The organism is Luteipulveratus mongoliensis, assembly GCF_001190945.1.
GTDB lineage: Bacteria > Actinomycetota > Actinomycetes > Actinomycetales > Dermatophilaceae > Luteipulveratus > Luteipulveratus mongoliensis.
On sequence record NZ_CP011112.1, the window covers coordinates 1,068,908 to 1,092,520 of the forward strand.

General features: G+C 68.0%; 22 protein-coding genes and 1 pseudogene. 16 read left to right on the forward strand and 7 right to left on the reverse strand.

What is annotated here, in order from left to right:
* Positions 1–99: 99 nt before the first annotated feature.
* From VV02_RS04985 to VV02_RS05005, 5 genes are all read left to right on the forward strand, one after another.
* Positions 100–489, forward strand: a complete 390-nt coding sequence (locus VV02_RS04985) for a VOC family protein (RefSeq protein ID WP_052590259.1) — start codon at positions 100–102, stop codon at positions 487–489.
* Positions 490–564: 75 nt separating this feature from the next.
* Entirely contained in the window at positions 565–882 is a 318-nt protein-coding gene (locus VV02_RS04990; protein WP_052590260.1) for an EthD family reductase, read from the forward strand.
* A gap of 43 nt (positions 883–925) precedes the next feature.
* Positions 926–1,327, forward strand: a complete 402-nt coding sequence (locus VV02_RS04995) for a hypothetical protein (protein WP_052590261.1) — start codon at positions 926–928, stop codon at positions 1,325–1,327.
* Positions 1,328–1,798: 471 nt separating this feature from the next.
* Entirely contained in the window at positions 1,799–3,238 is a 1,440-nt protein-coding gene (locus tag VV02_RS05000) for an HNH endonuclease signature motif containing protein (protein WP_052590262.1), read from the forward strand.
* A gap of 128 nt (positions 3,239–3,366) precedes the next feature.
* Complete coding sequence (locus VV02_RS05005; RefSeq protein ID WP_052590263.1) at positions 3,367–3,879, forward strand: GNAT family N-acetyltransferase; 513 nt, start codon at positions 3,367–3,369, stop codon at positions 3,877–3,879.
* Positions 3,880–3,949: 70 nt separating this feature from the next.
* Here the strand turns inward: VV02_RS05005 and VV02_RS05010 are convergent, their stop codons facing one another.
* The 3 genes from VV02_RS05010 to VV02_RS05020 are packed head-to-tail and all read right to left on the reverse strand — an operon-like array spanning position 3,950 to position 7,020.
* A complete protein-coding gene (locus VV02_RS05010; protein WP_052590264.1) occupies positions 3,950–4,879 on the reverse strand; it encodes a GNAT family N-acetyltransferase in 930 nt (309 codons plus the stop codon).
* A 1-nt stretch (position 4,880) separates the two neighbouring features.
* Positions 4,881–6,320 carry an aldehyde dehydrogenase family protein gene (locus VV02_RS05015; protein ID WP_052590265.1) on the reverse strand — a complete coding sequence of 480 codons (1,440 nt, stop codon included), beginning with the start codon at positions 6,318–6,320 and terminating at the stop codon, positions 4,881–4,883.
* A 58-nt stretch (positions 6,321–6,378) separates the two neighbouring features.
* Positions 6,379–7,020, reverse strand: a complete 642-nt coding sequence (locus VV02_RS05020; RefSeq protein WP_052590266.1) for a DUF899 family protein — start codon at positions 7,018–7,020, stop codon at positions 6,379–6,381.
* A gap of 33 nt (positions 7,021–7,053) precedes the next feature.
* Between VV02_RS05020 and VV02_RS05025 the strand changes: the two genes are divergently transcribed.
* Positions 7,054–7,554 carry a glutathione peroxidase gene (locus VV02_RS05025; RefSeq protein ID WP_052590267.1) on the forward strand — a complete coding sequence of 167 codons (501 nt, stop codon included), beginning with the start codon at positions 7,054–7,056 and terminating at the stop codon, positions 7,552–7,554.
* Positions 7,555–7,599: 45 nt separating this feature from the next.
* Here the strand turns inward: VV02_RS05025 and VV02_RS05030 are convergent, their stop codons facing one another.
* Both VV02_RS05030 and VV02_RS05035 read right to left on the reverse strand, forming a co-directional pair.
* Entirely contained in the window at positions 7,600–8,034 is a 435-nt protein-coding gene (locus VV02_RS05030) for a cupin domain-containing protein (RefSeq protein ID WP_052590268.1), read from the reverse strand.
* On the reverse strand, positions 8,034–8,735 hold the full coding sequence (locus VV02_RS05035; RefSeq protein ID WP_052590269.1) for a VIT1/CCC1 transporter family protein: 702 nt from the start codon (positions 8,733–8,735) through the stop codon (positions 8,034–8,036). Before VV02_RS05035 ends, VV02_RS05030 begins: the two co-directional genes overlap by 1 nt.
* Before the next feature lie 142 nt (positions 8,736–8,877).
* Here VV02_RS05035 and VV02_RS05040 point away from each other — a divergent pair, with 142 nt between their 5' ends.
* Together VV02_RS05040 and VV02_RS27440 are read left to right on the forward strand one after the other, a co-directional pair.
* Positions 8,878–9,513, forward strand: a complete 636-nt coding sequence (locus VV02_RS05040) for a DUF5819 family protein (RefSeq protein ID WP_052590270.1) — start codon at positions 8,878–8,880, stop codon at positions 9,511–9,513.
* A 512-nt stretch (positions 9,514–10,025) separates the two neighbouring features.
* A pseudogene (locus VV02_RS27440) lies at positions 10,026–10,517 on the forward strand (HTTM domain-containing protein); the annotation flags it as partial.
* A gap of 61 nt (positions 10,518–10,578) precedes the next feature.
* Here VV02_RS27440 and VV02_RS05045 read toward each other — a convergent pair.
* Positions 10,579–12,063 carry a phytoene desaturase family protein gene (locus VV02_RS05045; protein WP_052590271.1) on the reverse strand — a complete coding sequence of 495 codons (1,485 nt, stop codon included), beginning with the start codon at positions 12,061–12,063 and terminating at the stop codon, positions 10,579–10,581.
* Positions 12,064–12,121: 58 nt separating this feature from the next.
* Positions 12,122–12,781 (reverse strand): DUF6445 family protein, encoded by a 660-nt coding sequence (locus tag VV02_RS05050; protein ID WP_052590272.1) that lies wholly within the window; start codon positions 12,779–12,781, stop codon positions 12,122–12,124.
* Between the two features lie 238 nt (positions 12,782–13,019).
* Between VV02_RS05050 and VV02_RS05055 the strand changes: the two genes are divergently transcribed.
* The 8 genes from VV02_RS05055 to VV02_RS05090 all read left to right on the forward strand — a co-directional run bounded on the left by VV02_RS05055 (position 13,020) and on the right by VV02_RS05090 (position 23,612).
* Positions 13,020–13,841, forward strand: coding sequence for a M57 family metalloprotease (locus VV02_RS05055; RefSeq protein ID WP_052590273.1), 822 nt, complete (start codon positions 13,020–13,022; stop codon positions 13,839–13,841).
* A 257-nt stretch (positions 13,842–14,098) separates the two neighbouring features.
* Positions 14,099–14,905, forward strand: coding sequence for a TIGR03084 family metal-binding protein (locus VV02_RS05060; RefSeq protein ID WP_052590274.1), 807 nt, complete (start codon positions 14,099–14,101; stop codon positions 14,903–14,905).
* Positions 14,902–16,845 carry an acyclic terpene utilization AtuA family protein gene (locus tag VV02_RS05065; RefSeq protein WP_083449920.1) on the forward strand — a complete coding sequence of 648 codons (1,944 nt, stop codon included), beginning with the start codon at positions 14,902–14,904 and terminating at the stop codon, positions 16,843–16,845. Before VV02_RS05060 ends, VV02_RS05065 begins: the two co-directional genes overlap by 4 nt.
* The gene (locus tag VV02_RS05070; protein WP_052590275.1) at positions 16,842–18,440 is read left to right on the forward strand and encodes an acyl-CoA carboxylase subunit beta; all 1,599 of its coding nucleotides are present in this window, start codon (positions 16,842–16,844) and stop codon (positions 18,438–18,440) included. The genes VV02_RS05065 and VV02_RS05070 overlap by 4 nt, the downstream gene beginning before the upstream one ends.
* Positions 18,441–18,635: 195 nt before the next feature.
* Entirely contained in the window at positions 18,636–20,837 is a 2,202-nt protein-coding gene (locus VV02_RS05075) for an ATP-binding protein (RefSeq protein ID WP_052590276.1), read from the forward strand.
* Positions 20,834–22,012 carry an acyl-CoA dehydrogenase family protein gene (locus tag VV02_RS05080; protein WP_052590277.1) on the forward strand — a complete coding sequence of 393 codons (1,179 nt, stop codon included), beginning with the start codon at positions 20,834–20,836 and terminating at the stop codon, positions 22,010–22,012. Before VV02_RS05075 ends, VV02_RS05080 begins: the two co-directional genes overlap by 4 nt.
* On the forward strand, positions 22,009–22,794 hold the full coding sequence (locus VV02_RS05085; protein WP_052590278.1) for an enoyl-CoA hydratase family protein: 786 nt from the start codon (positions 22,009–22,011) through the stop codon (positions 22,792–22,794). Before VV02_RS05080 ends, VV02_RS05085 begins: the two co-directional genes overlap by 4 nt.
* On the forward strand, positions 22,791–23,612 hold the full coding sequence (locus VV02_RS05090) for an SDR family oxidoreductase (protein ID WP_052590279.1): 822 nt from the start codon (positions 22,791–22,793) through the stop codon (positions 23,610–23,612). The genes VV02_RS05085 and VV02_RS05090 overlap by 4 nt, the downstream gene beginning before the upstream one ends.
* Position 23,613: the final 1 nt, after the last annotated feature.

Here is a 23,613-nt window from a genome sequence, read left to right on the forward strand (position 1 = left end):
GGCTGGTCCTCCGCTCGATCGCGTGCGGTTGTCGCTGGACGCGGTGCGGTTGTCGGCGGACCTGGTGCGGTTGTCGGCGGTATCTGGGAGGGTCGCGCCATGGCATCGCGCACCGCGAATTTCTGTATCGACGCAGCAGATCCGTACGCCCAGACCATGTGGTGGGCGCAGGTCCTCGAGGACTTCGTCCTGCCTCCGGATGAGCAGTCTCCTGACGACGAGGAGTGCGGGCTCGAAGGGCCGGACGGGCGCTACCTGCTCTTCCTCAGGGTGCCCGAGCCCAAGACGGTCAAGAACCGGATGCACCTCTGCCTGCGACCGACTGACCGCAGCCGCGACGAAGAGGTCGACCGACTGCTCGGGCTCGGCGCCACGATGGTCAACGATCTGCGCAAGCCCGACCGCGGTTGGGCCGTGCTGGCCGATCCGGAGGGCAATGAGTTCTGCGTGCTGCGACCGCTCGATCCGTCCGAGGACTCGCCTGCGTAGGGTGGGCCCGGCTCGGTCAGCGGCTCGCCCGCTCCCGGGCGAGCCGGCCGGCGTACCAGCGCGAAGGAGCGTCCCGTGATCAAGGTGAGCATCATGTACCCGACGACACCGGAGGCGCGGTTCGACCACGACTACTACCGCGACCGGCACCTGCCCATGATCGCCGAGCTGCTCGGCCCGGCATGCGAGCGTTGGACGATCGACCGCGGTGTCAGTGGGGGCGGGCCGGGAGTCGATGCGCCGTACGTCGCGATGTGCCACGTCTACAGCGAGTCGCTGGATGCGTTCCAGGCGGGGTTCGGGCCGAACGTGAAGCAGATCATGAGCGACATCGGCAACTACACCGACATCACCCCGGTCATGCAGATCAGTGAGGTCGTCGTCGACGGCTGACGCTCGCCGTTGGACAGTGCAACGTCGAGGGGAGGAGTACGTCATGAGCACCGACCTGCAGCGGATCTTCCACGCCGAGGCCCGGCCGACCATCGTGTGCCTCTGTGGCTCCAGCCGGTTCCACGATGCGTTCCAGCAGGCCAACTACGACCTGACCATGGCAGGCGAGATCGTGCTCTCCATCGGTTTCTATCCGTCCGCCAAGGCTCAGCACGGGCACGGGCACGGGCACGGTGAGGGCGTGGGGCACGACTCGGTCGAGAAGGTCGCTCTGGACGAGCTGCACAAGCGCAAGATCGACCTAGCCGACTACGTGTACGTGCTCGACGTCGACGGGTATGTCGGCGAGTCGACCAAGTCGGAGATCGTCTACGCCTCCCAGCACGGCATCCCGGTTCGCTACCTGTCTCAGGAGCGGCCGGGTTCAAGGACGCAACGGATCTGATGCGTGTCGTGTGGTTTCCAGGTACCCGTTCGCTCGTTCGAATAGGCCTCTGAACTCGGGGTCTCGAACCCTCGGGGCGGATCAACGTGACCCGGCCCGGACGATCGAGGAGCATCAGACGGCGTCGACGGCGGGTGACGCTGTGGTCGTGTGTCGCCTCGACGAGGAGCGCGAGGCGTGGGGACGGTGGCGTCGATGCGGCCGCCCGTTCGTTTGGCGCTCGTCCATCGATCAGTTCCCTGTCGCTATTTCCTGCCGTCTGCAACATGTCTCTCCCCGATCCGTGGCTGTGCTGAAGCCAGGATTCCGTTGTCCACAGAGCATGTCGCGGATCGGGGTCAAGCCTGTGGATGAACGTGCTGACGGGAGGGGGATGTGGATAACGCGAAGCCGCGAATCATGTTGGCAATAAACAATATTCACGCCCATCGGTCTTGCGGCATCGATGCGAACACCTGTACGGTCGACGGTATGGGCGAGGCAGCGCACGACCCTGATGGGCGCCCGGACAGCGAGTCGCTGCCGGGGGAGTCCTTGGTGTCTCGGGTGCCGCCGGGGCCGGCGGCTGATGCGGTGTCTGCGGCTGCTGCCGCGGTGGTTGCGTTGGAGGGGTTGCCGTCGGCGTTGCATCAGGTCGGCTCGGCGGATCTGGCGCCGTTGGTGGAGCTGCTGGGTGCCTTGAGTGATCGGGTGCAGGCGTGTGTGGTGATGGCCACCGCTGAGGCGTTGGAGCGGGGTGTGGTGCGGGAGTCGCAGGCGGCCAGCCCGGCGCAGTGGGTTGCTGCGCATGCGGGCCGCCTTGAGCCGGGTGAGGCGTCGCGGGTCGCGACTGTTGCTGCTGCTGTGAATCAGCCCGACAACGTGCTGCTGCGGGAGGCGGTCGCGGCCGGGGCGTGTAGTGCACGGGCGGCGCAGGTGAGTCTGCGGGAGCTGGGCAAGATCCTGCCGGTGCTGCCGGGTTTCGCCCGCCAGGAGTGTCTGGCGTACTTCGTGCAGGTGGCCGCGGCTGGTGGTGGTGCTAGGGAGCTGCGGCATCTGTCGCGGTGGTTGGTCGCGACGTATGCCGGTGACCGGCTTGAGGATCAGGACGCGGCGTTGGAGCGGGTCGAGGAGTTGTCGTGGTCGGATCTGCCGGGTGGGTTGCGGCGGTTCATCGTGGATCTGGCGCCGGGAAACGCGGCGCGGTTGGTTGCTGCGGTCCAGGCGGGTGCTGCACCCCAGCCGGTGGTTGACCCGGACACGGGCACGTCTTCTCCGGATCCGCGGAGTCCGGGTAAACGGCGCGCGGACGCGTTCATGGACCTGCTGAACCTGGCTGAGTCGGCGGACACCTCGACCTCGCACGGGTCCACGACCAAGCTCGTGGTCACCATGGGCTTGGATGACCTGCGCGCTGAGCACGCTCGGACCAGGGCTGCCGGCGCAGGACACACCAGCGCCGACCGTTCTAGCGCCGGGACCAGATCGGGTGCCGGTGGCGGCGGATCGGGCGGGCTCGGGGTGACGAGTCTGGGTGACACGATCGATGCCGGCACGATCCGGCGGATGGCCTGCGACGCGGACATCATCCCGATGGTCCTGGGATCACGCTCTGAACCGTTGGACGTCGGCCGGGAGCAACGCCTGGTCAAGGACGGACTACGCACCGCGGTCGTGGCCCGAGACCGGTGCTGCACCTTCCCCGGATGTGATCGGCCACCCAGCTTCTGCGAGGTCCACCACGTCCAACCCTGGTACGCCGGAGGCCGCACCAGCCTGCTGAACTCAGCCCTGCTCTGCCGCCGCCACCACACCATCGTCCACCGCGACAACCTGACCGCCACCGTCACGCCCTTCGCTGTCCGATGGCATCGGACCACCAGCACAAGCGATCGGGCCGAGACCATGACCGTTGCGAGCCGCGGCCCATGACAGCGACCGGGCGCAGGCCACGGCCCGCGGCGACCGACGCAGCCACTTGACCAAGCGCTGTACGTCGGTGCGCCAGCGGTCGCGCGAGTGCTGGCCGACCGTGTCCACGGAGTCCATAAGGTGCAGAGATGCTTCAGCTTGTCGCCCCGCGTGCCGATCTCCACGTCGCCTGGCTCGAGGCGCACCACGAGTGGGGTCCGGGCACCCACGAAGACGGCTTCGGCGTGGGGCCGGACGACGATGTGGAGTCCGCGGCCGGCTTCGCTGACTGGGTCGATCGCCTTGTCGCGCAAGCTGATCCGGCCAGCGCAGCCGCCATGGGCAAGGCGCCCTGCACCTGCCGCTGGATCGTGGAGGACGAAAAAGTCGTAGGCGGCATCGCGCTCCGACACGGCCTGACCGAGAAGGTGCAACGTCTGGGCCACATCGGCTACGGGATCCGCCCGTCCGCGCGCGGTCGAGGGCTGGCGACCTGGGCGCTCGGCCAGATGCTGACGGAGGCGGCCAGGCTCGGCGAGAGTCGGGTGCTCCTCGTGTGCAGGAGCGACAACGTGGCTTCTCGCAAGACCATCGAGCGCCTGGGCGGGGTTCTGGAGCCGACGTCGGCCCCGGAGGTTTGCCGCTACTGGATCAGCACCTGACGCGGCGCCAGCCCGACCAGGGCGAGCAGCCCACGCCACCGGGCGACACCGATCACGCCGACGCCAGGGTTCATAGATCTTTAGCCAGCCCGTCCTCGGTGATGACGTAGCCGAGCTGGTCGTACAGCGCTCGTGCGCCGTTGTTGTGACCAAAGACGTTGAGCCCCAAGCTGATTGACCCGTTCTCCTGGCACCAGCGAGCACCGGCCGTCATGATCGAGCGACCGTAACCCTTGCGCCGCTGAGCCTCGTCCACGATCACGTCGTAGACGAACGCCCGGGGTTGGGAGTCATCGATCCACAGCGTGCCGACAGTCGTGTCGCCGTCGTACGCCGTCCAGAACCGCTGGCCCGGGCTGTTGAGACCGTCGGGCACGAGTGCCGCGAACTGAGTGTCAGCGATCTCCCGGGCGAGCTCGGGCGACTCGCCCATCTGTACACGAGTCTCGACGTAGGAGGACCGCTGCTCGGACATAAAGTCGTCAAACTGCTGAGAAGTCATGGGCTGCAACGTGATTCGGCCATCATCATGAACTGGATCGCCCCTCAGGTCGATCGCCATGTTGGTCGCCTTCGACTCGAAGCCGCCGCCGTCTGCGAAGGCGGCCCGAGACGAGTCGCCCGGGACCAGCGACGTCCACAGCGACGTCGCACCGGCGGCCCGCGCCTCGGCCTCGACCAGTGAGCGCACTTCTCCGGCGACTGAGAGGTCGTCGAGGTGCACATCGCCCACGGACGCCTCACGCAGGTCGCTCGACTGGCGCCAGTAGAGCGACCCGATCAGCGACCCGTCGGCGCCCGCAACGTGGACGACATGCGCCCGCGGCGTCGCGAGGCCTTCCGGCAGAGACGCCCGAAAGTTCTTCTCCGCCAACGCGCGTGCGCTCTCCTCGTCGCCGGTCTGACCGAGGTAGCGAGTGGGCACCGCACGGTCGAGCACCTGGGCGAACCAGTCGTCGTACGCCTCCGCCGGCAACGGGACGAGCGTGACTACGGCCACCTCAGCCCTCCACCGGAGCCGGGGTGTAACCGATGACCGCCTTGGTCTCCAGGAAGTCCGCGAACGCGGTCTCTCCCCACTCGCGTCCGTTGCCGCTCTGCTTGTAGCCGCCGAACGGCGCGTTGAGGTCGACAGGGGCTCCGTTGAGGTTGACCTGTCCGGCGCGCAGCTTCGACGCCACGGCACGCACGGCGTCCTGGTCGGCGCCCGAGACGTACGCCGCGAGGCCGTACGGGGTGTCGTTGCCGATCGCGATCGCGTCCTCGACCGAGTCGTACGGCAGGATCACGAGGACCGGGCCGAAGATCTCCTCGCGCGCGATGGTCATCTCGTTGTTGACATTGGCGAAAACCGTTGGCTTCACATAGAACCCGGTGTCCAGCCCATCCGGCCGTCCGGTTCCGCCGGCGGCTAGTGTTGCGCCTTCGTCGATGCCCTTCTGGATGAGCCCTTGGATCTTGGTGAACTGCGCCTCGGACACGACCGGGCCCATCTTCACGTCACCTGTCGGGTCACCCACCGTGACCTTCTCCGCGGATGCCTTCGCGATCGAGGCCGCCTCGTCCATGCGCGCGGCCGGGACGATCATGCGGGTCGGGGCGTTGCACGACTGTCCTGAGTTGGACCACACGCCGGCGGCGCCGATCTTGACGCCCTTCGCGAACGCGTCGTCGTCGAGGATGATGTTGGGCGACTTGCCGCCGAGCTCCTGGTGCACTCGCTTCACCGTGGGAGCGGCCGCGCGGGCCACCTCGACGCCGGCGCGGGTCGAGCCGGTGATCGAGATCATGTCGACCAGGTCGTGCCCGGCGAGGGCGGCACCGACGGTCGGCCCGTCGCCGTTGACGAGGTTGAAGACACCCGCGGGCACGCCTGCGGCGTCAAGGATCTCGGCCAGGATGTACGCCGAGAAGGGCGCCTCCTCCGACGGCTTCAGCACCATCGTGCAACCCGTCGCCAGGGCCGGCGCCACCTTGCAGGTGATCTGGTTGAGCGGCCAGTTCCATGGCGTGATGAACGCGCAGACCCCGACCGGCTCGCGAAGGATGCGGGTGGTGCCACGGTCCTCCTCGAACGGGTAGTCCTTGAGCACCTTCGCCGCGGTCGCGAGGTGGCCGAGGCCCATCCCGACCTGCGCGGTCGCGGACAGCTTGGCCGGTGCGCCCATCTCCTCCGTGACCGCTGCTGCCAGGTCCTCCGCGCGCTTCTTGTACTCACCGAGAATCGCGGAGAAGAGCTCGCCGCGCTGCTCGACCGTGGTCTGGGAGTACGACTCGAAGGCCTGCCGGGCCGCCGCGACGGCCTTGTCGACATCGGCCGCGGAACCGAGCGAGATCTGCCCGGCGACCTGCTCGGTGGCCGGGTTGACCACGTCGTGTGACTGCGGCTGAGTGGGATCGATCCACTCGCCGCCGATGTAGAACTGTCGGTACTCGCGCATCCTGGCCAGGCTCCTAGGTCGACATTGACACTTCAGCGAGCATAAGTCGGGGGCCTTGTCACTCGCCCTTCGGCCAACCCTCGGGGGAGTCCTCCCAGCCCTCCTGCCGGCCGTACGGTGCCAGGTCGAGGATGTTCTGCTCGAACATGATGCGGTCCACGCCCCTCGAGCCGGTCGTGTAGGTGCGGTACACGTCCTCCCCGTCCCGCAGGAACATCGTGAGCTGGAAGCCGCCGTGCCCCACGCAGTCGGCAGCGAACGTCGTACCGGCCGACGAGGCGTACGGCACCGTCCAGCCCTTCTCCTGCCAGTACCCCGTCATCTGCTCCAACGGCATGTCGGAGATCGTCCGCCAGGCGACGCCTTGGTCGGCCAGCCCCTTGAGAAACACCACCTGGTTGGTGAAGTTGGTGCACCCGGGGCAGAAGTTGTCCGGCCCGTTGTTCATGAACTGGTAGACGGCGAGCTGGTGCTTGTCCCCGAACAGCTCGAGCAACGTGACCGGCCCGTCCGGCGAGGTGAAGGTGTAGGACTTCTCCACCTTCACCATTGGCATCCGACGGCGGCGGGCCGCGAGGGCGTCGAGCGCGTGGGTCAGCTCCTTCTCCGCCGTCAGCAGGTCGGCACGGGCGGTGGCCCACTCCTCCTCGGACACGACGGGCGGAAGGGCCGGGGCAGGCGTACGGGTGGTCTCAGTCATGTCATGACGCTATCCCCGAACTAGCCTGGCCTCGTGAGCCTCTACGACATTCCTCTCAAGTCCCTCGAAGACCAGCCGACGACCCTCGGTGCGTACGCCGGTCGCGCGCTTCTCGTCGTCAACGTCGCCTCCAAGTGTGGGCTGACTCCGCAGTACGGCGGCCTCGAGCGGCTGCAGGAGAAGTACGCCGACCGCGGGCTGACCGTCGTCGGTTTCCCCTGCAACCAGTTCGGTGGGCAGGAGCCGGGCAGCGCGGAGGAGATCCAGACGTTCTGCTCGACGAGCTATGGCGTGACGTTCCCGCTGATGGAGAAGGTCGATGTGAACGGCGACGACCGGCACCCGGTCTACCAGGAGCTGACGCAGACCAAGGACGCTGACGGCGAGGCCGGCGACATCCAGTGGAACTTCGAGAAGTTCCTGATCTCGCCCGCCGGTGAGGTCGTGGCGCGCTTCCGTCCGACGACCGAGCCCGAGGCCGCCGAGGTCACCGCCGCCATCGAGGCCAACCTCCCATCACCGCTGGTCGAGTAGGCGAGGCGCTAGCCGAGCCGTATCGAGACCCGTCGGCCGCGGTTGTTAGTCGAGCAGGGTGAAGTCGGAGAAGTCGAAGCCGGGGGAGACGACGCAGCTGACCAGGACCGGCTCGTCCGACAGCGGCCGCGCGGCTTGCCAGTGGCGGCCGGGCACGAGCGACTGGGCGACCTCGCCGCCGGGGTAGTCGGCACCGAGGCGCGTCGTCGAGGTTGTCGAGGGCGACTCGCCGTCGCCGCCAAGGGTGAGCTCGAGCGGGCCGCCGCGGTGGTGCATCCACAGCTCGTCGGACGTGACCCGGTGCCAGCGCGACTCCTCGCCCGGCAGCAGCAGGAACAGGATGCCGGTCGCGTAGGCGCGCGGACCGTCGTACCCCTCAGGCTCGAACGTCGAGGCGTGACGGTAGGTCTCGACGAACCAGCCTCCCTCGGGGTGTTGCTGGAGACCGAGTCCTTTTGCCCAGGAGGGGAGTTCAGACATCAAACGGACCTTCCGACGAGGTTGCCGATGGCGAAGGTGATCGCCATGGCGGCGGCACCTCCGAGGAGATTGCGTACGACGGCGGGCCAGGGGCGGGCGCTGCCCATCCTGGCGCTGACATGGCCGGTCAGCGCGAGCGCGGCCAGTACGGCGACGAACGTGACCGGCACTCGCCAGGACGGCGGCGGTACGAGGACGGCGACCAGCGGCAGCAGCGCGCCGACCGTGAACGCGACGAACGACGCAAGCGCGGCGTGCCACGGGTTGGTGAGGTCATCCGGGTCGATCCCGAGCTCGGCATCGGCGTGCGCGGCCAACGCGTCCTTCTTGGTCAGCTCGACGGCGACCTCGCGGGCGAGCTCGGCGTCCAGTCCCTTGTCCTGATAGATCTGCGTCAGCTCGTCCAGCTCTTCGCGCGGCATCTCTCGCAGCTCGCGCCGCTCGAGGGCGAGCATCGCCTTCTCGCTGTCGCGCTGGGTGCTGACGGAGACGTACTCGCCGACGGCCATGCTCATCGCACCCGCCGTGAGGCCGGCGATGCCCGCGACGAGGATCGCGGTCCGGTCCGAGGAGGCCCCGGCGACGCCGACCACGATGCCGGCGACCGAGACGATGCCGTCATTGGCGCCCAGGACACCTGCACGCAGCCAGTTGAGCCGGCCGGAGAGGCTCTCGTCGTGGGGTTCGTCAGCGTGTGCCACGGGCCGATCCTGTCAGACCGCCGCCGGGCTCCGACTTGGTCGTAGGACCACCGACCGTCGTCTCCGACGCAGTCCCGTAGATCGAGTGACCTGGGCCGCCGATCCTGGATCCACGGAAACGGGATCTCGGGGGAGGCCTGCTATGACGTCGACCGATATGCGGCGACAGCGCATCGCCGGTGTGCTGCTGGCGCTGATTGCGGCCCACCTGGCCGCCACTGCGCTGTACGTCGCTCGCCCGTTGCCTCTGCCGGCGCCGGCTCGCGGTGTGCTGACCGCCTACATGGAGCCGGTGTTCAAGCAGACGTGGTCGGTCTTCGCTCCGGATCCGGTGAGCGTGAACACCTCGCTCCTCGTCCGCGGCCGGACCGCCGACGGGCGTGTCACGCCATGGTTCGACGTGTCAGCGTGCGATGTCGACTCCGCGATCCGTCACCATTCCGTGCCCAACCGTCGCTACCTCACCACCTTCCAGCTGGTGAAGCACTACCGAGGCTCGTACGCCGACCTGCCGGCCGCCGCGGCTCGGTTCGGCAAGAACGACCGCGCGATGTCCGCCTTCGCTGGACAGGTCGCCACGGCGCGCTGGGGTCGCGTTGATGCCACCCAAGTACGGATCCGGGACACCCACACGGTGCCGTTCGCCGATCGAGATCGTCCGGATGCCAGTCCGCGAGTGGAGACCTGGACCAGCGGCTGGCGTACGGCCCACGCGGTCGGAAAGCAGGAGCAGAAGCCGGTCTCTGACCTCTACGGGACGACGCGATGCACGCCCTGAGCCCTGGGCAAGTGCGCTACCGGTTGCCTACGGTCCGCACTGACGACGAGATCACGGAGGACGATCTCGCAGCCTGCCCCGAGTCCCGGTCGATGAAACCGGCTGACATGCAAGAAGATTCGCCCGGGAACCGAGCGGTGCTTTGGATGTCCAAAGCACCGCACGCACTCTGGGGCACCGCGGTAGCGCGGATCATCTACGGCATCTACACCGTGCTCCTGGTCGCAGTGAACTTCACGGACCGCGAGTTCTTCTGGGGTGCGGGTTCCTCCTGGACCCAGCCCTACAGGAACGAATCCCCGTGGCCTGTCTTCCCTTTCGGCTTCTTCGCTGCGGGAGATCATGGCGTCCTCCTGACGGTCAAACTCCTCGTGCTCGGTGGGTGCGGCGTCCTGATGGCTGTCGGCCTGTTCAGCCGGTGGTCAACCCTCGCCGTGTTCTGCGCCTCGACCAGCCTGATCGCGCTCGGCCCGACATCGTCCGACACGGAGGACATCGTCTTCCGCATCCTGATGCTCTACCTCTGCCTGGCTGACACCTCGCAGCGCGTGAGTGTCGACCGATGGATCGCAACTCGGCGCGGACGGGTGATCGAGCACGGCCAGGACGCCGGTCTGCGTCGCGGGCTGTTGCCGAGGTCCTGGCGAGTTCCCTTGCACAACACCGCCGTTGCGCTGATCTGCGGCCAGCTGTCGATCATCTACGTGATGGCCGGGCTGGCGAAGGTCCGAGGCCCGATGTGGCGGGATGGGTCAGCGATCTACTACCCGCTGCACGCGGACTACCTGTCACCGTGGCCCGAGCTCGGACACGTCCTGGGTCAGGTCGGCCCGATGGTGATCCTGATGTCATGGGGTGCCGTTGCCATCCAGCTGGTGGTCCCCGTGCTCATGGCCTACTGGCGTACGCGCTTCCTGGTCGTGGCCTCGATGGTCGCGCTGCATGCGGGGATAGCCGTCCTCCTCGGACTCGGACTGTTCTCGCTGGCGATGGTCGGCGCCGACTTCGTCTTCATGCGTGACGCATCGGTCGACCGGATCCTCACGCGTCTTCGACGCTTGAAGCTCAGGCGTCTGCGGGGCCGAGGTCAGGCGACTCGAGGCCGAATCGTTCCTGCAGAGCCAGCCGGGCGGCGTACCAACCCGCCAGGCCGTGCACCGACGGTCCGGGCGTTGTTGCCGACGACGCGAGATAGACGCCCTCGACCGGAGTGCGCCACGGATGTGTCGACACGACAGGCCGTTTCAGCATCTGTACGAGATTGACGGCACCCGTGGCGAAGTCGCCTCCGGCGAAGTTGGGGCTGACCGTGTGCAGCTCTGATGCGGGTGTCGCGGTCGATGCGAGGACAAGGTCGCGGAACCCCGGGGCGTAGCGCTCGACCGCCGCCGTGATCGCCTCGGTCATGTCGACGGGGGAGTCGTAGGGCACATGGGCGTAGGCCCACAGCACGGCGTGGCCCTCGGGCGCGCGCGTCGGGTCGATGACGCTCGGCTGAGTCACCAGGACATAGGGATGCGTGGGGACCCGACCGCGCGCCACCTCGGCCTCGGCGGCAGCGATCTGGGCCCGGGTCCCGCCGAGGTGCACGGTCGGCGTACGACGGAGGTCAGGATCCGTCCACGGCACCGGACCACTGAGTGCGAAGTCGACCTTGGATGCACCGTTGCCGTGCCGAAAGCGTTGCAGCGCCTTGCGATAACGCTCCGGCGCGCGGTCACCGAGGATCTGCGCGAGCACGCTCGTGGAGGTGTCGAGGAGGACCGTCCCGTAGCCCGCGACATCGGCGTACGACGTCACGTCGACTCCTGTGAGGACGCGCCCGCCGTGGGCCGTCAGGTCCGCGACGAGGGCGTCCGAGATCGACTGGGAGCCACCGATCGGCACCGGCCAGCCGCGCGCGTGGGCGTTGAGCGTGAGGGCGAGTCCGCCGCCGGCCATCGAGAGCCGCGGATGCCGGCCGATGATGTGCGCTGCCGCGCCGGTGAGAAGAGCCGGCGCGATGTCCTCGCGGAAGCGGGCGTTCCATACGGGAGAGCCTTGCTCCAGCGTACGGAGACCGAAAATCGTTGCAGCCCAAATGCTTTCGGGGATTCCGATCAACGACTGGGTCGTGAAGTCATTGACCTCATCGACATGCTCCAGCATGGGTCCGAAGAGGCGGCGGTAGGCGCGGCCGTCCCTGCCGAGACCGTCGGCTGTGCGGGCCAGGCTGTGCCAGGCCTTGCCGACGCGACCGTCAGGCAGCGGGTGACCGAACGACAGCTCGGGCACCGCGAGCTCGATCCGCTGCTCCAGCTCGAACGCCCGGAAGAACGGCGATGCCAACGCCATCGGGTGGACCGCCGACGCGAGGTCGTGCCGGTAGCCGGGGAGAGTGATCTCGCGCGTGCTGGCGCCACCACCGGCGTACGAGTTGCGCTCCAGGACATCAACGCTCAGCCCCGCGCGGGCGAGGGTGACAGCCGCGGCGAGCCCGTTGGGCCCGGCCCCGACGACGGCGACATCGGCGGACGACGACCCATCGGCGTACGACGCATCGGCGGGCATGGACGTCCTCAGCTCGGGAACCCTGGCACTCCCAGCCTACGGGCCCGTAGGTCGCGGGCTACTCGACGTCGGCCATCCAGAAGAAGACCGCCGTCATGCGCCGCTGCAACGGGTGGGTGCCGCAGTAGGCCGTCGCGCTGTGCACCAGGTTGGCCTTGTAGAGCAGCAGCCGGTTGAACTTGTTGCCGACGCGAAGGTCCTCGACGAAGGTGTCCGGTGGTACGAACCTGGTGCCAAAGGCGTCCACGAGGTTCTGATGCGGCGCGACCACGATGTTGCCGGCCAGCTCGCCGTCGGGCATGCGCTGCCGGTAGAAGGCGGTGCCGGCATCCTCGGGCGCATCGGGCGTCAGGTAGAGCACGGCTGCGAACCGGCACAGGTTGCGCGAGTCGGCGTGCGGCTTGACGTGACCCTCGCGCTCGCCGACCAGCTGGACACAGTTGTGGTTGAGCCGGCCACCGCCCGGCGTCTCCTGCACCCAGAGGCGATCGACGCCGGTCAGCTCGCGGACGCGGGACTCCACGACCTCCAGCTCGTCCGGCTCGAGGCACGGGATCGCGCGCATCCCGGGCCAGACCTCGTCCGTGTAGGGCGCGCCGCGTTGCCAGGTCTTCTTCGCGACGCAACGATCGCGTACGACCTGCGCATCCGGGAGCACGTCGTCCACCACCCAGTAGTCACGTCCGAGGGTGGGTTCGACGTAGGGCAGGGCGCGCATCAGGCAGTCTCCGACCGGGCGGCGGACAGGGGCGTTCGGGACGCTAGGGCCGATGCGCGGCGGCAGCCCATGACACATGTCATGACCTGGCGCAGCGTTTTTAAGGGCATCTGGCGAAGTTGGGGAAACGTTGGATGTCTTTGTGCGCGGTGTTGATCACGGCCTGAGCAACTCGCCGTGAGACTCCGCAGAGCGCCGCATCACCCCTGCGCGGCGCGCCCACTCGGAGGAGATCACCATGAAGCGCAGAACGACAAAGGTTGTGCTCGCGGCTGCTGTCCTGGCCGCCTCAACCGGTCTGGCGGGTGCTGGCTCGGCTCAGGCCAAGGAGATCAACCGGGAAGTCCCGACGTTCCAGGAGTTCAAGGCCGCGACGGTCTTCGACCACGGCGTCTACATCGTCAACGGTGACGAGCCGGTCGGAGACCTCGCCCACCTGAAGGCGTACTACGACCGGATGGTCGGGGAGAGCAGCGGTGGCAAGCAGGCCAGCCTCATCGTCAACACCGTCGGCGGCGCCGATGACGTGTGGGACGCCGGGACGCTCGGCAACCTGACCTACTGCGTCAGCGACGCCTTCGGTGACCGCAAGGCCGACATCGTGGCGGCGATGGAGGGCGGTGGCGGCAACTGGGAGAACGCGTCCCCGGCCATCGACTTCAAGTACGACTCGAGCCAGGACGGCAGCTGTAACACCAGCAACAGCAACGTCCTGTTCTCGGTCGAGCCGGTCGACTCAGGTGGCCAGTACATTGCTCGCGCGTTCTTCCCCAGCTCGCCGAAGTCCGAGCGCAACGTCCTGGTCGACGCCTCGATCTGGTCCTCGGGTTCGTGGACGCCGTCGAACATCCTCGGCCACGAGCTGGGCCACACCCTCGGCTTCCGGCACGAGCACACCCGTCCCGAGGCCGGCACCTGCTTCGAGGACAACAACTGGCGTGAGCTGACGCCGTACGACTCGGCGTCGATCATGCACTACCCGCAGTGCAACGGCAGCTCGTCCGACCTGTCCTTCAGTCAGATGGACGGTGAGGGCGTCCGCGCCCTCTACGGCGGCTGATCAGCACGCGTTGATCGTGCCGGCGCCGCCCGAGTACAGCCCTCGGGCGCGCCGGCCGTATCGAGATCACTGAGCCGATCTCGCGAGGCCCGGGTGACGTACGACGTCGCCCGGGCCTCGTCGTACGCCTAGGCCTCGCCTCTCCCCGCTGAGCGACCACTCGTAAGGAGCGCATCCCGACAAAAACAAGCAGGACTGCTTGCTTTTTGATGGCGGCGCTGCGAGGCTCGTCTCACCTGCTCAGGAGAGGGATCCCGATGGCGGATGTTGTAGCGCTGCTCGCCGACCTGCACGACGAGAGCGAGGACCTCGAGCGCCTCGTCGCGCCCCTCGACGCGGCCGCCTGGCAGCAGCCGACGCCGGCGCCGGGCTGGACGATCGCCCACCAGATCGCGCATCTCGCGTGGACCGATCAGTCGGCGTTGCTGGCCGCGACCGACCCCGATGAGTTCAGCGGGCCCTACCTCCGTGACCAGATCGCGGCGTACGAGGCCGGCCGCCAACCAGTCGACGAAGGCGCCGCTCAAGGTGCCGGGACGCCGCCGTCCGCGCTGCTGGGCCGATGGCGTACCGGCCGCAAGCAGCTCGCCGATGCGCTCGGCGCGGCGGCTGGGGCGGGCACCAAGCTCCCGTGGTTCGGCCCGGAGATGAGCCCGGCCTCGATGATCACGGCGCGGCTCATGGAGACCTGGGCGCACGGCCAGGACGTGGCTGATGCGCTCGACGTCACGCGTACGCCGACGGCGCGGCTGCGCAATGTCGCGCACATCGGTGTCAGGACGCGCGACTTCGCGTTCCACACGCGTCAGCAGGTGCCGCCGGCGGAGGAGTTCCGCGTCGAGCTGACCGCACCCGATGGCGAGACGTGGACGTGGGGGCCGCCCGATGCCGGAGAGCGTGTGGCCGGGCCGGCGCTCGACTTCTGTCTGCTCGTCACCCAGCGCCGCCACCCCGACGACCTGGCCGTGGTCGCCGAGGGTGTGGCGGCGCAGTCCTGGCTGGACATCGCGCAGGCCTTCGCCGGCGCGCCCGGGCAGGGCCGGCGGCCGGGGCAGTTCGCATGACATCGCAGCCGATTCGGATCGGCAACGCGTCGGGGTTCTACGGCGACCGGTTCAGCGCGATGCGCGAGATGCTCGAGGGCGGGGAGCTCGACGTCCTGACCGGCGACTACCTCGCCGAGCTGACCATGCTCATCCTGGCGCGCGATCGGATGAAGGACTCGTCCCTCGGCTACGCCAAGACGTTCCTGCGCCAGATGGAGGACTGCCTCGGGCTCGCGCTCGACCGCGGCGTCAAGATCGTCACCAATGCCGGCGGCCTCAACCCGCGTGGTCTCGCCTCTGCGGTCCGGACAACTGCAGCCGACCTCGGCCTCGACGCGAAGGTTGCGCATGTTGAGGGTGACGACCTCACCGCGCGCGCCGACGAGCTCGGTCTCGGTACGCCGCTCGCCGCCAACGCCTACCTCGGCGCCTGGGGCATCGTCGAGTGCCTCAACGCCGGCGCCGACGTCGTCGTGACCGGTCGGGTGACGGACGCATCCGTGATCGTCGGACCCGCAGCGGCCCACTTCGGTTGGCAGCGCGACGAATTCGACGCTCTCGCCGGTGCTGTCGCGGCCGGTCACGTGATCGAGTGCGGCACCCAGGCGACGGGCGGCAACTTCGCGTTCTTCCGCGAGATCGAGGACCTGCAGCAGCCGGGCTTCCCGATCGCGGAGATCTCGGCAGACGGGTCAAGCGTCATCACCAAGCACGACGGCACCGGCGGTGCGGTCACCGTCGACACCGTCACCGCTCAGCTGCTCTACGAGGTCACCGGCGCTCGGTACGCCGGCCCGGACGTCACTCTTCGCCTGGACTCGGTGCAGCTCGAGCAGGAGGCACCCGATCGCGTACGACTCTCCGGAGTCCGCGGTGAGGCACCGCCTCCAGACCTCAAGGTGTCGCTCAACTCGCTCGGCGGCTTCCGCAACGAAGTCACGTTCGTGCTGACCGGGCTCGACATCGAGGCCAAGGCGAACTTGGTGAAGCAGCAGCTCGCGCCGGCGCTGCCCGAAGGCGCGGTCTGGACGTTGGCGCGCACGGACAAGGCGGATGCACCCGAGGAGGAGACCGCGAGCGCCCTGCTGCGCTGCGTCGTCCGGGGTGACGACCAGAAGGCCGTGGGTCGCTCGTTCTCCAACGCTGCTGTGCAGCTGGCACTGGGCAGCTATCCGGGATTCCACCTGACCGCGCCGCCCGCCGACGCGTCGCCGTACGGAGTGTTCACGGCGGGATTCGTTGCTGCTCAAGAGGTTCCGCACTTTGCGGTCCTTGCTGACGGCACCGAGGTGTCGGTCGCTCCGAGCGAGCAGACGCTCGCGCTCGCGGACGTCGAGGAGCCCCCGAGCGACGAGTGGATCATGGGATCGACCACGCGACTGCCACTGGGCCTCATCGCCGGTGCACGGAGCGGGGACAAGGGCGGGGACGCCAACATCGGTGTGTGGGTGCGCGATCACCGCGCCTGGCTGTGGCTGTCCGGTGCGCTGACGGTCGACCTGCTGCGGGAGCTGTTGCCCGAGGTGCGCGAGCTCTCGGTGACCCGGCATCTGCTGCCCAACCTGCGCGCGGTCAACTTCGTGGTCGAGGGCATCCTCGGCCAAGGGGTGGCATCGCAGGTGAGGTTCGACCCGCAGGCGAAAGCGCTGGGCGAGTGGCTGCGTTCCCGCCACGTCGACATCCTCGACATGCTCCTCAACGACGACGACGAGATCGCCCGTCGAGTAGGCGAGCCCCCAAGGGCGAGCCGTATCGAGACCACCACCGCCGCGTCCGCGGAGTCTCCCCAGACCTCACCCGGTCTCGATACGCCCTCCGCTAGCGCTCCGGGCTACTCGACCAACGCCGCGGAGGCTCCGGGCTACTCGACCAACGCCGCGGAGGCTCCGGGCTACTCGACCAACGCCGCGGAGGCTCCGGGCTACTCGACCAGCGGCGAAGGGGACGGAGATTCATGACTCTGTTGAAGACAGCAGTGGACACGAGTTCGCCTGATTACCAGGGCAATCGGGACGCGATGCTGGCCAAGCTCGACGAGCTCTCGGACGAGCACGCGAAGGCTCTTGCGGGAGGCGGCGAGAAGTACGTCGACCGCCACCACGCGCGCGGCAAGCTCCTCGCCCGCGAGCGGATCGAGCTGCTCCTCGATCCGGACACCGCCTTCCTCGAGCTGTCGCCGCTGGCCGCATGGGGCTCGGACTTCGCGGTCGGGGCCAGCATCATCACCGGCATCGGTGTGGTCGAGGGCGTCGAGTGCCTCATCGTCGCCAACGACCCGACCGTCAAGGGTGGCAGCAGCAACCCCTGGACCATGCGAAAAGGCGCACGTGCCAACGACATTGCTCGACAGAACCGACTCCCGGTGATCTCCCTGGTCGAGTCCGGTGGCGCTGACCTGCCGACGCAGAAGGAGATCTTCATTCCGGGCGGTCGGGCCTTCCGCGACCTGACCCAGCTGTCCGCCGACGGCATTCCGACCATCGCCATCGTCTTCGGCAACTCGACCGCCGGCGGTGCGTACATCCCGGGCATGTCCGACCACGTGGTGATGATCAAGGAGCAGTCCAAGGTCTTCTTGGCGGGACCGCCACTGGTCAAGATGGCGACCGGCGAGGACGCGGACGACGAGTCGCTCGGTGGCGCCGAGATGCACTCTCGCACCTCAGGACTCGCCGACTACTTCGCCGCCGATGAGCATGATGCCCTCCGTATCGGGCGACGGATCGTGGCCCGGCTCAACTGGCGCAAGGAGGGGCCGGCGCCGAGCGCGGAGGTGACGGCTCCGGCGTACGACGACGATGACCTGCTCGGTGTCGTGCCCGGCGACCTCAAGGTGCCGTTCGACCCGCGCGAGGTCATCGCACGGGTCGTCGACGGCTCGGACTTCGATGAGTTCAAGGCGCTCTACGGGTCGAGCCTGGTCACCGGTTGGGCTCAGGTGCACGGCTATCCGGTGGGCATCCTGGCTAATGCACGGGGCGTCCTGTTCAGCGAAGAGGCCCAGAAGGCAACGCAATTCATCCAGCTCGCCAACCGGAGCAGCACGCCGCTGCTCTTCCTGCACAACACGACCGGCTACATGGTGGGTGCGGAGTACGAGCAGGCCGGCATCATCAAGCACGGCGCGATGATGATCAACGCGGTCTCCAACTCGAAGGTCCCGCACATCTCGGTGCTGATGGGTGCGTCGTACGGCGCGGGCCACTACGGCATGTGCGGCAGGGCGTTCGACCCGCGCTTTCTCTTCGCCTGGCCGTCAGCCAAGTCAGCCGTCATGGGTGGTGCACAGCTGGCGGGTGTGCTGTCGATCGTGGCGCGAGCGTCAGCGGCGGCCAAGGGCAATCCCTATGACGAAGAAGGCGATGCGGCCATTCGCAAGATCGTCGAGGACCAGATCGAGGCAGAGTCGCTGCCGGCGGTGCTCAGCGGTCGGCTCTACGACGACGGCATCATCGACCCGCGCGACACCCGAACCGTGCTGGGGCTGTGCCTGTCGGCCATCGCCAGCGGACCTGTGGAAGGCGCCGACGGCTTCGGCGTCTTCCGGATGTGAGGACGCGATGCTAACCAATCTCGCTGGTCGAGTAGCCGGAGCGGGTCTCGATACGAGGCTCCGCAAGCTCCGCTTCTACTCGACCCAAGTACCGGAGGCGTATCGAGACCCGGTGACGATCGCACCTGGTCTCGATACGGGCTCGCCTAGCGGCTCGCCCTACTCGACCGGCGGTGGTGGAGAGGTGTGGCCTCTATGAGATCTGTGCTGGTGGCGAACCGCGGGGAGATCGCGCGGCGGGTGTTCCGGACGTGTCGAGATCTCGGGCTGTCCACGGTGGCGGTCTACTCCGATGCGGACGTCGACGCACCGTTCGTCCGTGAGGCCGATGCGGCCGTACGACTGCCCGGCACCGCGCCCACCGACACCTACCTGCGCGGTGAGCTGATCGTCGAGGCCGCGCAGCGCGCGGGTGCGGACGCTGTGCACCCCGGCTACGGATTCCTGTCCGAGAACGCCGACTTCGCGCGGGCCGTGATCGATGCGGGCCTCACATGGATCGGACCGCCTCCCAAGGCGATTGACGCGATGGGCTCCAAGATCGAGGCCAAGCGGATCATGGCTGACGCCGGTGTCCCGCTGCTCGACAACCTCGATCCCGAGGCGATCACCGAGAGCGATCTGCCGGTCCTGGTCAAGGCGTCTGCCGGTGGCGGTGGTCGCGGCATGCGCGTGGTGCGCGCGCTGGCCGATCTGCCCGCCGAGCTGAACGCCGCACGGGCTGAGGCGAAGTCGGCCTTCGGTGACGCGACTGTGTTCTGCGAGCCCTACATCGAGTCCGGGCATCACATCGAGGTCCAGGTGATGGCAGACCGCGACGGCACGGTGTGGGCCGTCGGTGAGCGCGAGTGCTCGATCCAGCGGCGGCACCAGAAGGTCGTCGAGGAAGCGCCGTCGCCTCTCGTTGAGCGGCTTAGCGAGACGGCGATGCCGGCCGGAGGGAGCCTGCGACCTCGGCCGGAGGAGGAGGGTCGTCCAAAGGGAACACGTCACGGTATGCGGGAGCAGCTCTTCGACGCTGCCGTGAAGGCGGCGCAGGCCATTGGCTATGAAGGCGCCGGCACCGTTGAGTTCCTCGCGGATGACAAGGGTCGGTTCTTCTTCTTGGAGATGAACACCCGGCTCCAGGTCGAGCATCCCGTCACCGAGCTCACCACGCGAACTGACGTGGTACGCCTACAGATCGACGTGGCGCGCGGCGTTCCGCTCCCGGAGGTTCAGCCGAGCTCCAACGGCGCCGCGATCGAGGTCCGGCTCTACGCGGAGGACCCGGCGCAGCAGTGGCAGCCGCAGAGCGGCACGCTGCACCGCTTTGAGATCCCTGGCGTACGAAGCGAGTTCGGTGATCTGGATGGTGCTGGTGTCCGTCTCGACTCGGGTGTCGAGAGCGGATCGGAGGTCAGCGTCTTCTACGACCCGATGCTGGCCAAGGTGATCTCGTGGGCGCCGCGACGGTCCGACGCGGCCGCGGCACTGGCCGGTGCGCTCAGCCGCGCGCGGATCCACGGCGTGCGCACCAACCGCGATCTCCTCGTCCGGGTGCTGCGGCACGAGGCGTTCCTTGCGGGCGAGACGGACACGGCGTTCTTCGACACGCACGGTCTGGCGAAGCTCGCTGCGCCCCTGGCAGATTCGGACGCCGAGGCGCTCTCGGCGGTCGCGGCGGCGCTTGCTGACGCGGCGCGGCGGCAGGCAACCGCACGCGTACAGCCGGGCCTGCCCAGCGGATGGCGCAACCTGCCCTCGCAACCGCAGCGGAAGACGTACGTCGGGGAGCAGGAGCATGAGGTCGCTTATCGGATTGACCGGGGTCGACTGCGACTCGACGGTCGTGACGACGTCACGCTGATCAGCAGTGCGCCGGATGAGGTCGTGCTCGAGGTGGCAGGCGTACGAAGGGTTTTCGAGGTTTCGTCGCCTGGTCTCGATACGGCTCGCCCTGGGGGGCTCGCCTACTCGACCAGCGGAGCCGCTGGTCGAGTAGGCGGAGCGCTAGCGGAGCCGTATCGAGACGAAGGCCATGTCTACGTGGACTCGGCGCTGGGGTCGGTGTCGTTGGTGGCGGTCGAGCGGTTCCCCGACCCGACGTCGAGCGTCGCCCCGGGATCCCTGGTCGCACCGCTGCCGGGCGTCGTGATGTCCGTGCTGGTCGCAGCGGGTGACGAGGTGACCGAGGGCCAGCCGTTGCTGGTGCTCGAAGCCATGAAGATGCAGCACACCATCGCGGCGCCTACCACCGGCGTGGTGACCGAGCTGCCCGTCACCCAGAACCAGCACGTCGAGGTCGGCAGCGTGCTGGCCGTCGTATCTCCCAGCGGCGACGATGCCGGCTCGGAGGAGCCTGCGACGCCGACCGGAGAAGGAGCGCGACAAACGACTCAGAAGGAGAGCGCATGAGTGAATCCCAGGGGCTGCAGTTCGTGGAGTCCGAGGAGGTTGTCGCGCTGCGCGCGTCAGTGGGCCAGCTGGCGAGCAAGTACGGCTGGGAGTACCACGACAAGAAGGCTCGCGCCCACGAGAGCATGACCGAGCTGTGGGCGGATGCCGGCGCGGCAGGGTTCCTGGGCGTGAACATCGCCGAGGAGTACGGCGGTGGCGGGGCCGGTATCTACGAGCTCTCGGTCGTCCTCGAGGAGCTGGCGACCAACGGCTGCCCGCCGCTGATGATGGTCGTGTCGCCGGCGATCTGCGGGACGATCATCGGCCGCTTCGGCACCGATGAGCAGAAGAAGCAGTGGCTCCCGGGCTTCGCTGACGGATCGAAGATCATGGCGTTCGGCATCACTGAGCCCGACGCCGGCTCCAACTCGCACCAGATCACCACGACGGCACGTCGGGACGGCGACGACTGGCTGCTCAAGGGCCAGAAGGTCTTCATCTCCGGTGTCGACACGGCCGATGCGGTTCTGATCGTCGCGCGGACCGAGGAGGCGAAGACCGGCAAGCTCCGGCCCGCGTTGTTCGCGGTGCCGACGGACGCTGCGGGGTTCGACGCGAAGCCCATCGAGATGGACATCCACGAGCCGGAGAAGCAGTTCACGATCTTCCTGGACGACGTCCGGCTCCCCAAGGAAGCGCTGATCGGCGAGGGCGACGCCGCGCTGATGCAGCTGTTCGCGGGCCTCAACCCCGAGCGGATCATGGCGTCAGCCATCGCCGTCGGGGCGGGAAGGTTCGCGCTCAACCGAGCAGCGGCGTACGCCAAGGAGCGTGAGGTCTGGGGCAAGCCGATCGGCACGCACCAGGGCGTCGCGCACCCGCTGGCCAAGAGCCATGTCGAGATCGAGCTGGCCAAGCTGATGATGCAGAAGGCCGCCACGTTGTACGACGCGGGCGACGACTTCGGCGCGGGGGAAGCCGCCAACATCGCCAAGTACGCCGCCGCGGAGGCGAGCATTGCGGCGCTGGACAACGCGATCCAGACGCACGGCGGCAACGGCCTCACCCGGGAGTACGGCCTCGCCTCGATGCTCAGCTCGTCGCGGATCGCGCGGGTGGCGCCGGTCAGCCGGGAGATGATTCTCAACTTCGTCGCCCAGCACTCACTGGGTCTGCCAAAGTCTTACGGATGACGGACACTTCAAATTCGTTGGTAACACTTGCCGTTGATGCAGGTGTTGCCACGATCACCCTTGACTCGCCGCACAACCGGAACGCTCTGTCGAGTGCGCTGGTGACCCAGCTGAAAGATCGCCTACAGGCGGCCAAAGGCGATACGTCCGTGCGGGCCGTCGTACTCACGCACACGGGGACGACCTTCTGTGCGGGCGCGGACCTCACGGAGGCGTCCGGCGGGTCGATGAGCGACGGTGCGACTCAGCTGCTCCACCTGCTGCGGCTGATCATCGACCAGCCACAGCCCGTCATCGCTCACCTCAAGGGACACGTCCGTGCCGGCGGCCTCGGCCTGGTCGGCGCCTGCGACATGGTGGTCGCGGGTCCGGAGTCGACGTTCGCGTTCACCGAGTCGCGGCTCGGTCTGGCGCCCGCGATCATCTCGCTGACCGTGCTGCCGCGGCTGACCAACCGCGCCGCGTCCCGCTACTTCCTCACGGGCGAGAAGTTCGACGCGGCGACAGCAGCAGAGATCGGCCTGGTGACCGACGTGGGGGAGGACGCCGAGGCCGGGCTCGCCGCCATCCTCGACGCGTTGCGCAAGGCTTCCCCGCAGGGGTTGCGCGAGACCAAGAGACTCACGACGGCCGGCGTACGACGGACCCTCACCGATGGTGGGGGAGCGATGACTGAGCTGTCGTCGTGGCTGTTCGGCTCCGAGGAGGCCCGCGAGGGCATGCTGTCGTTCCTGGAGCGGCGCCCGCCGCGCTGGGCCCCATCGCAGGAGGAAAGCGCATGAAATCGCTGCAAGGCCGCACGATCCTGATGTCCGGCGGCAGTCGCGGGATCGGCCTCGCGATCGCGCTGCGGGCTGCCCGCGACGGCGCCAACGTCGCGATCCTGGCCAAGACCGACCAGCCGCACCCCAAGCTCGAGGGCACTATCCACACCGCGGCCGATGAGATCCGCAAGGCGGGCGGTCAGGCCCTGCCCGTCCTCGGTGACGTCCGCAACGACGAGCAGGTGCAGGCGGCCGTCGATCAGACGGTGGCCGAGTTCGGCGGCATCGACATCGTCGTCAACAACGCCAGCGCGATCGACCTGTCCAAGACCCCGGACCTGGCGATGAAGAAGTACGACCTCATGCAGGACATCAACTGTCGCGGCTCGTTCCTGCTGTCGAAGACGGCCCTCCCGCACCTGCAGAAGTCGAGCAACGCGCACATCCTGACGCTCTCACCGCCGCTCAACCTCGACCCCAAGTGGGCGGGTGGCCACCTCGGTTACACGATCGCGAAGTACGGGATGAGCCTGACGACGCTAGGTCTCGCCGAGGAGCTGAAAGACCGTGGTATCTCAGTGAACTCGCTGTGGCCGCGCACGATGATCGCGACCGCTGCGGTGCTCAACCTGCTCGGTGGTGAGCAGGTGATGGCGACGTCCCGCAAGCCAGAGATCGTCGCCGACGCGGCGTACGCCATCCTCACCAAACCTCCACGCGAGGTGACGGGACAGTTCCTGATCGATGACGAGGTGCTGGCTGCCGAGGGCGTCACCGACCTCTCGTCGTACGCCACCGGTGACGGCGAGCTGGCCCCGGATATTTTCCTGGACTGAT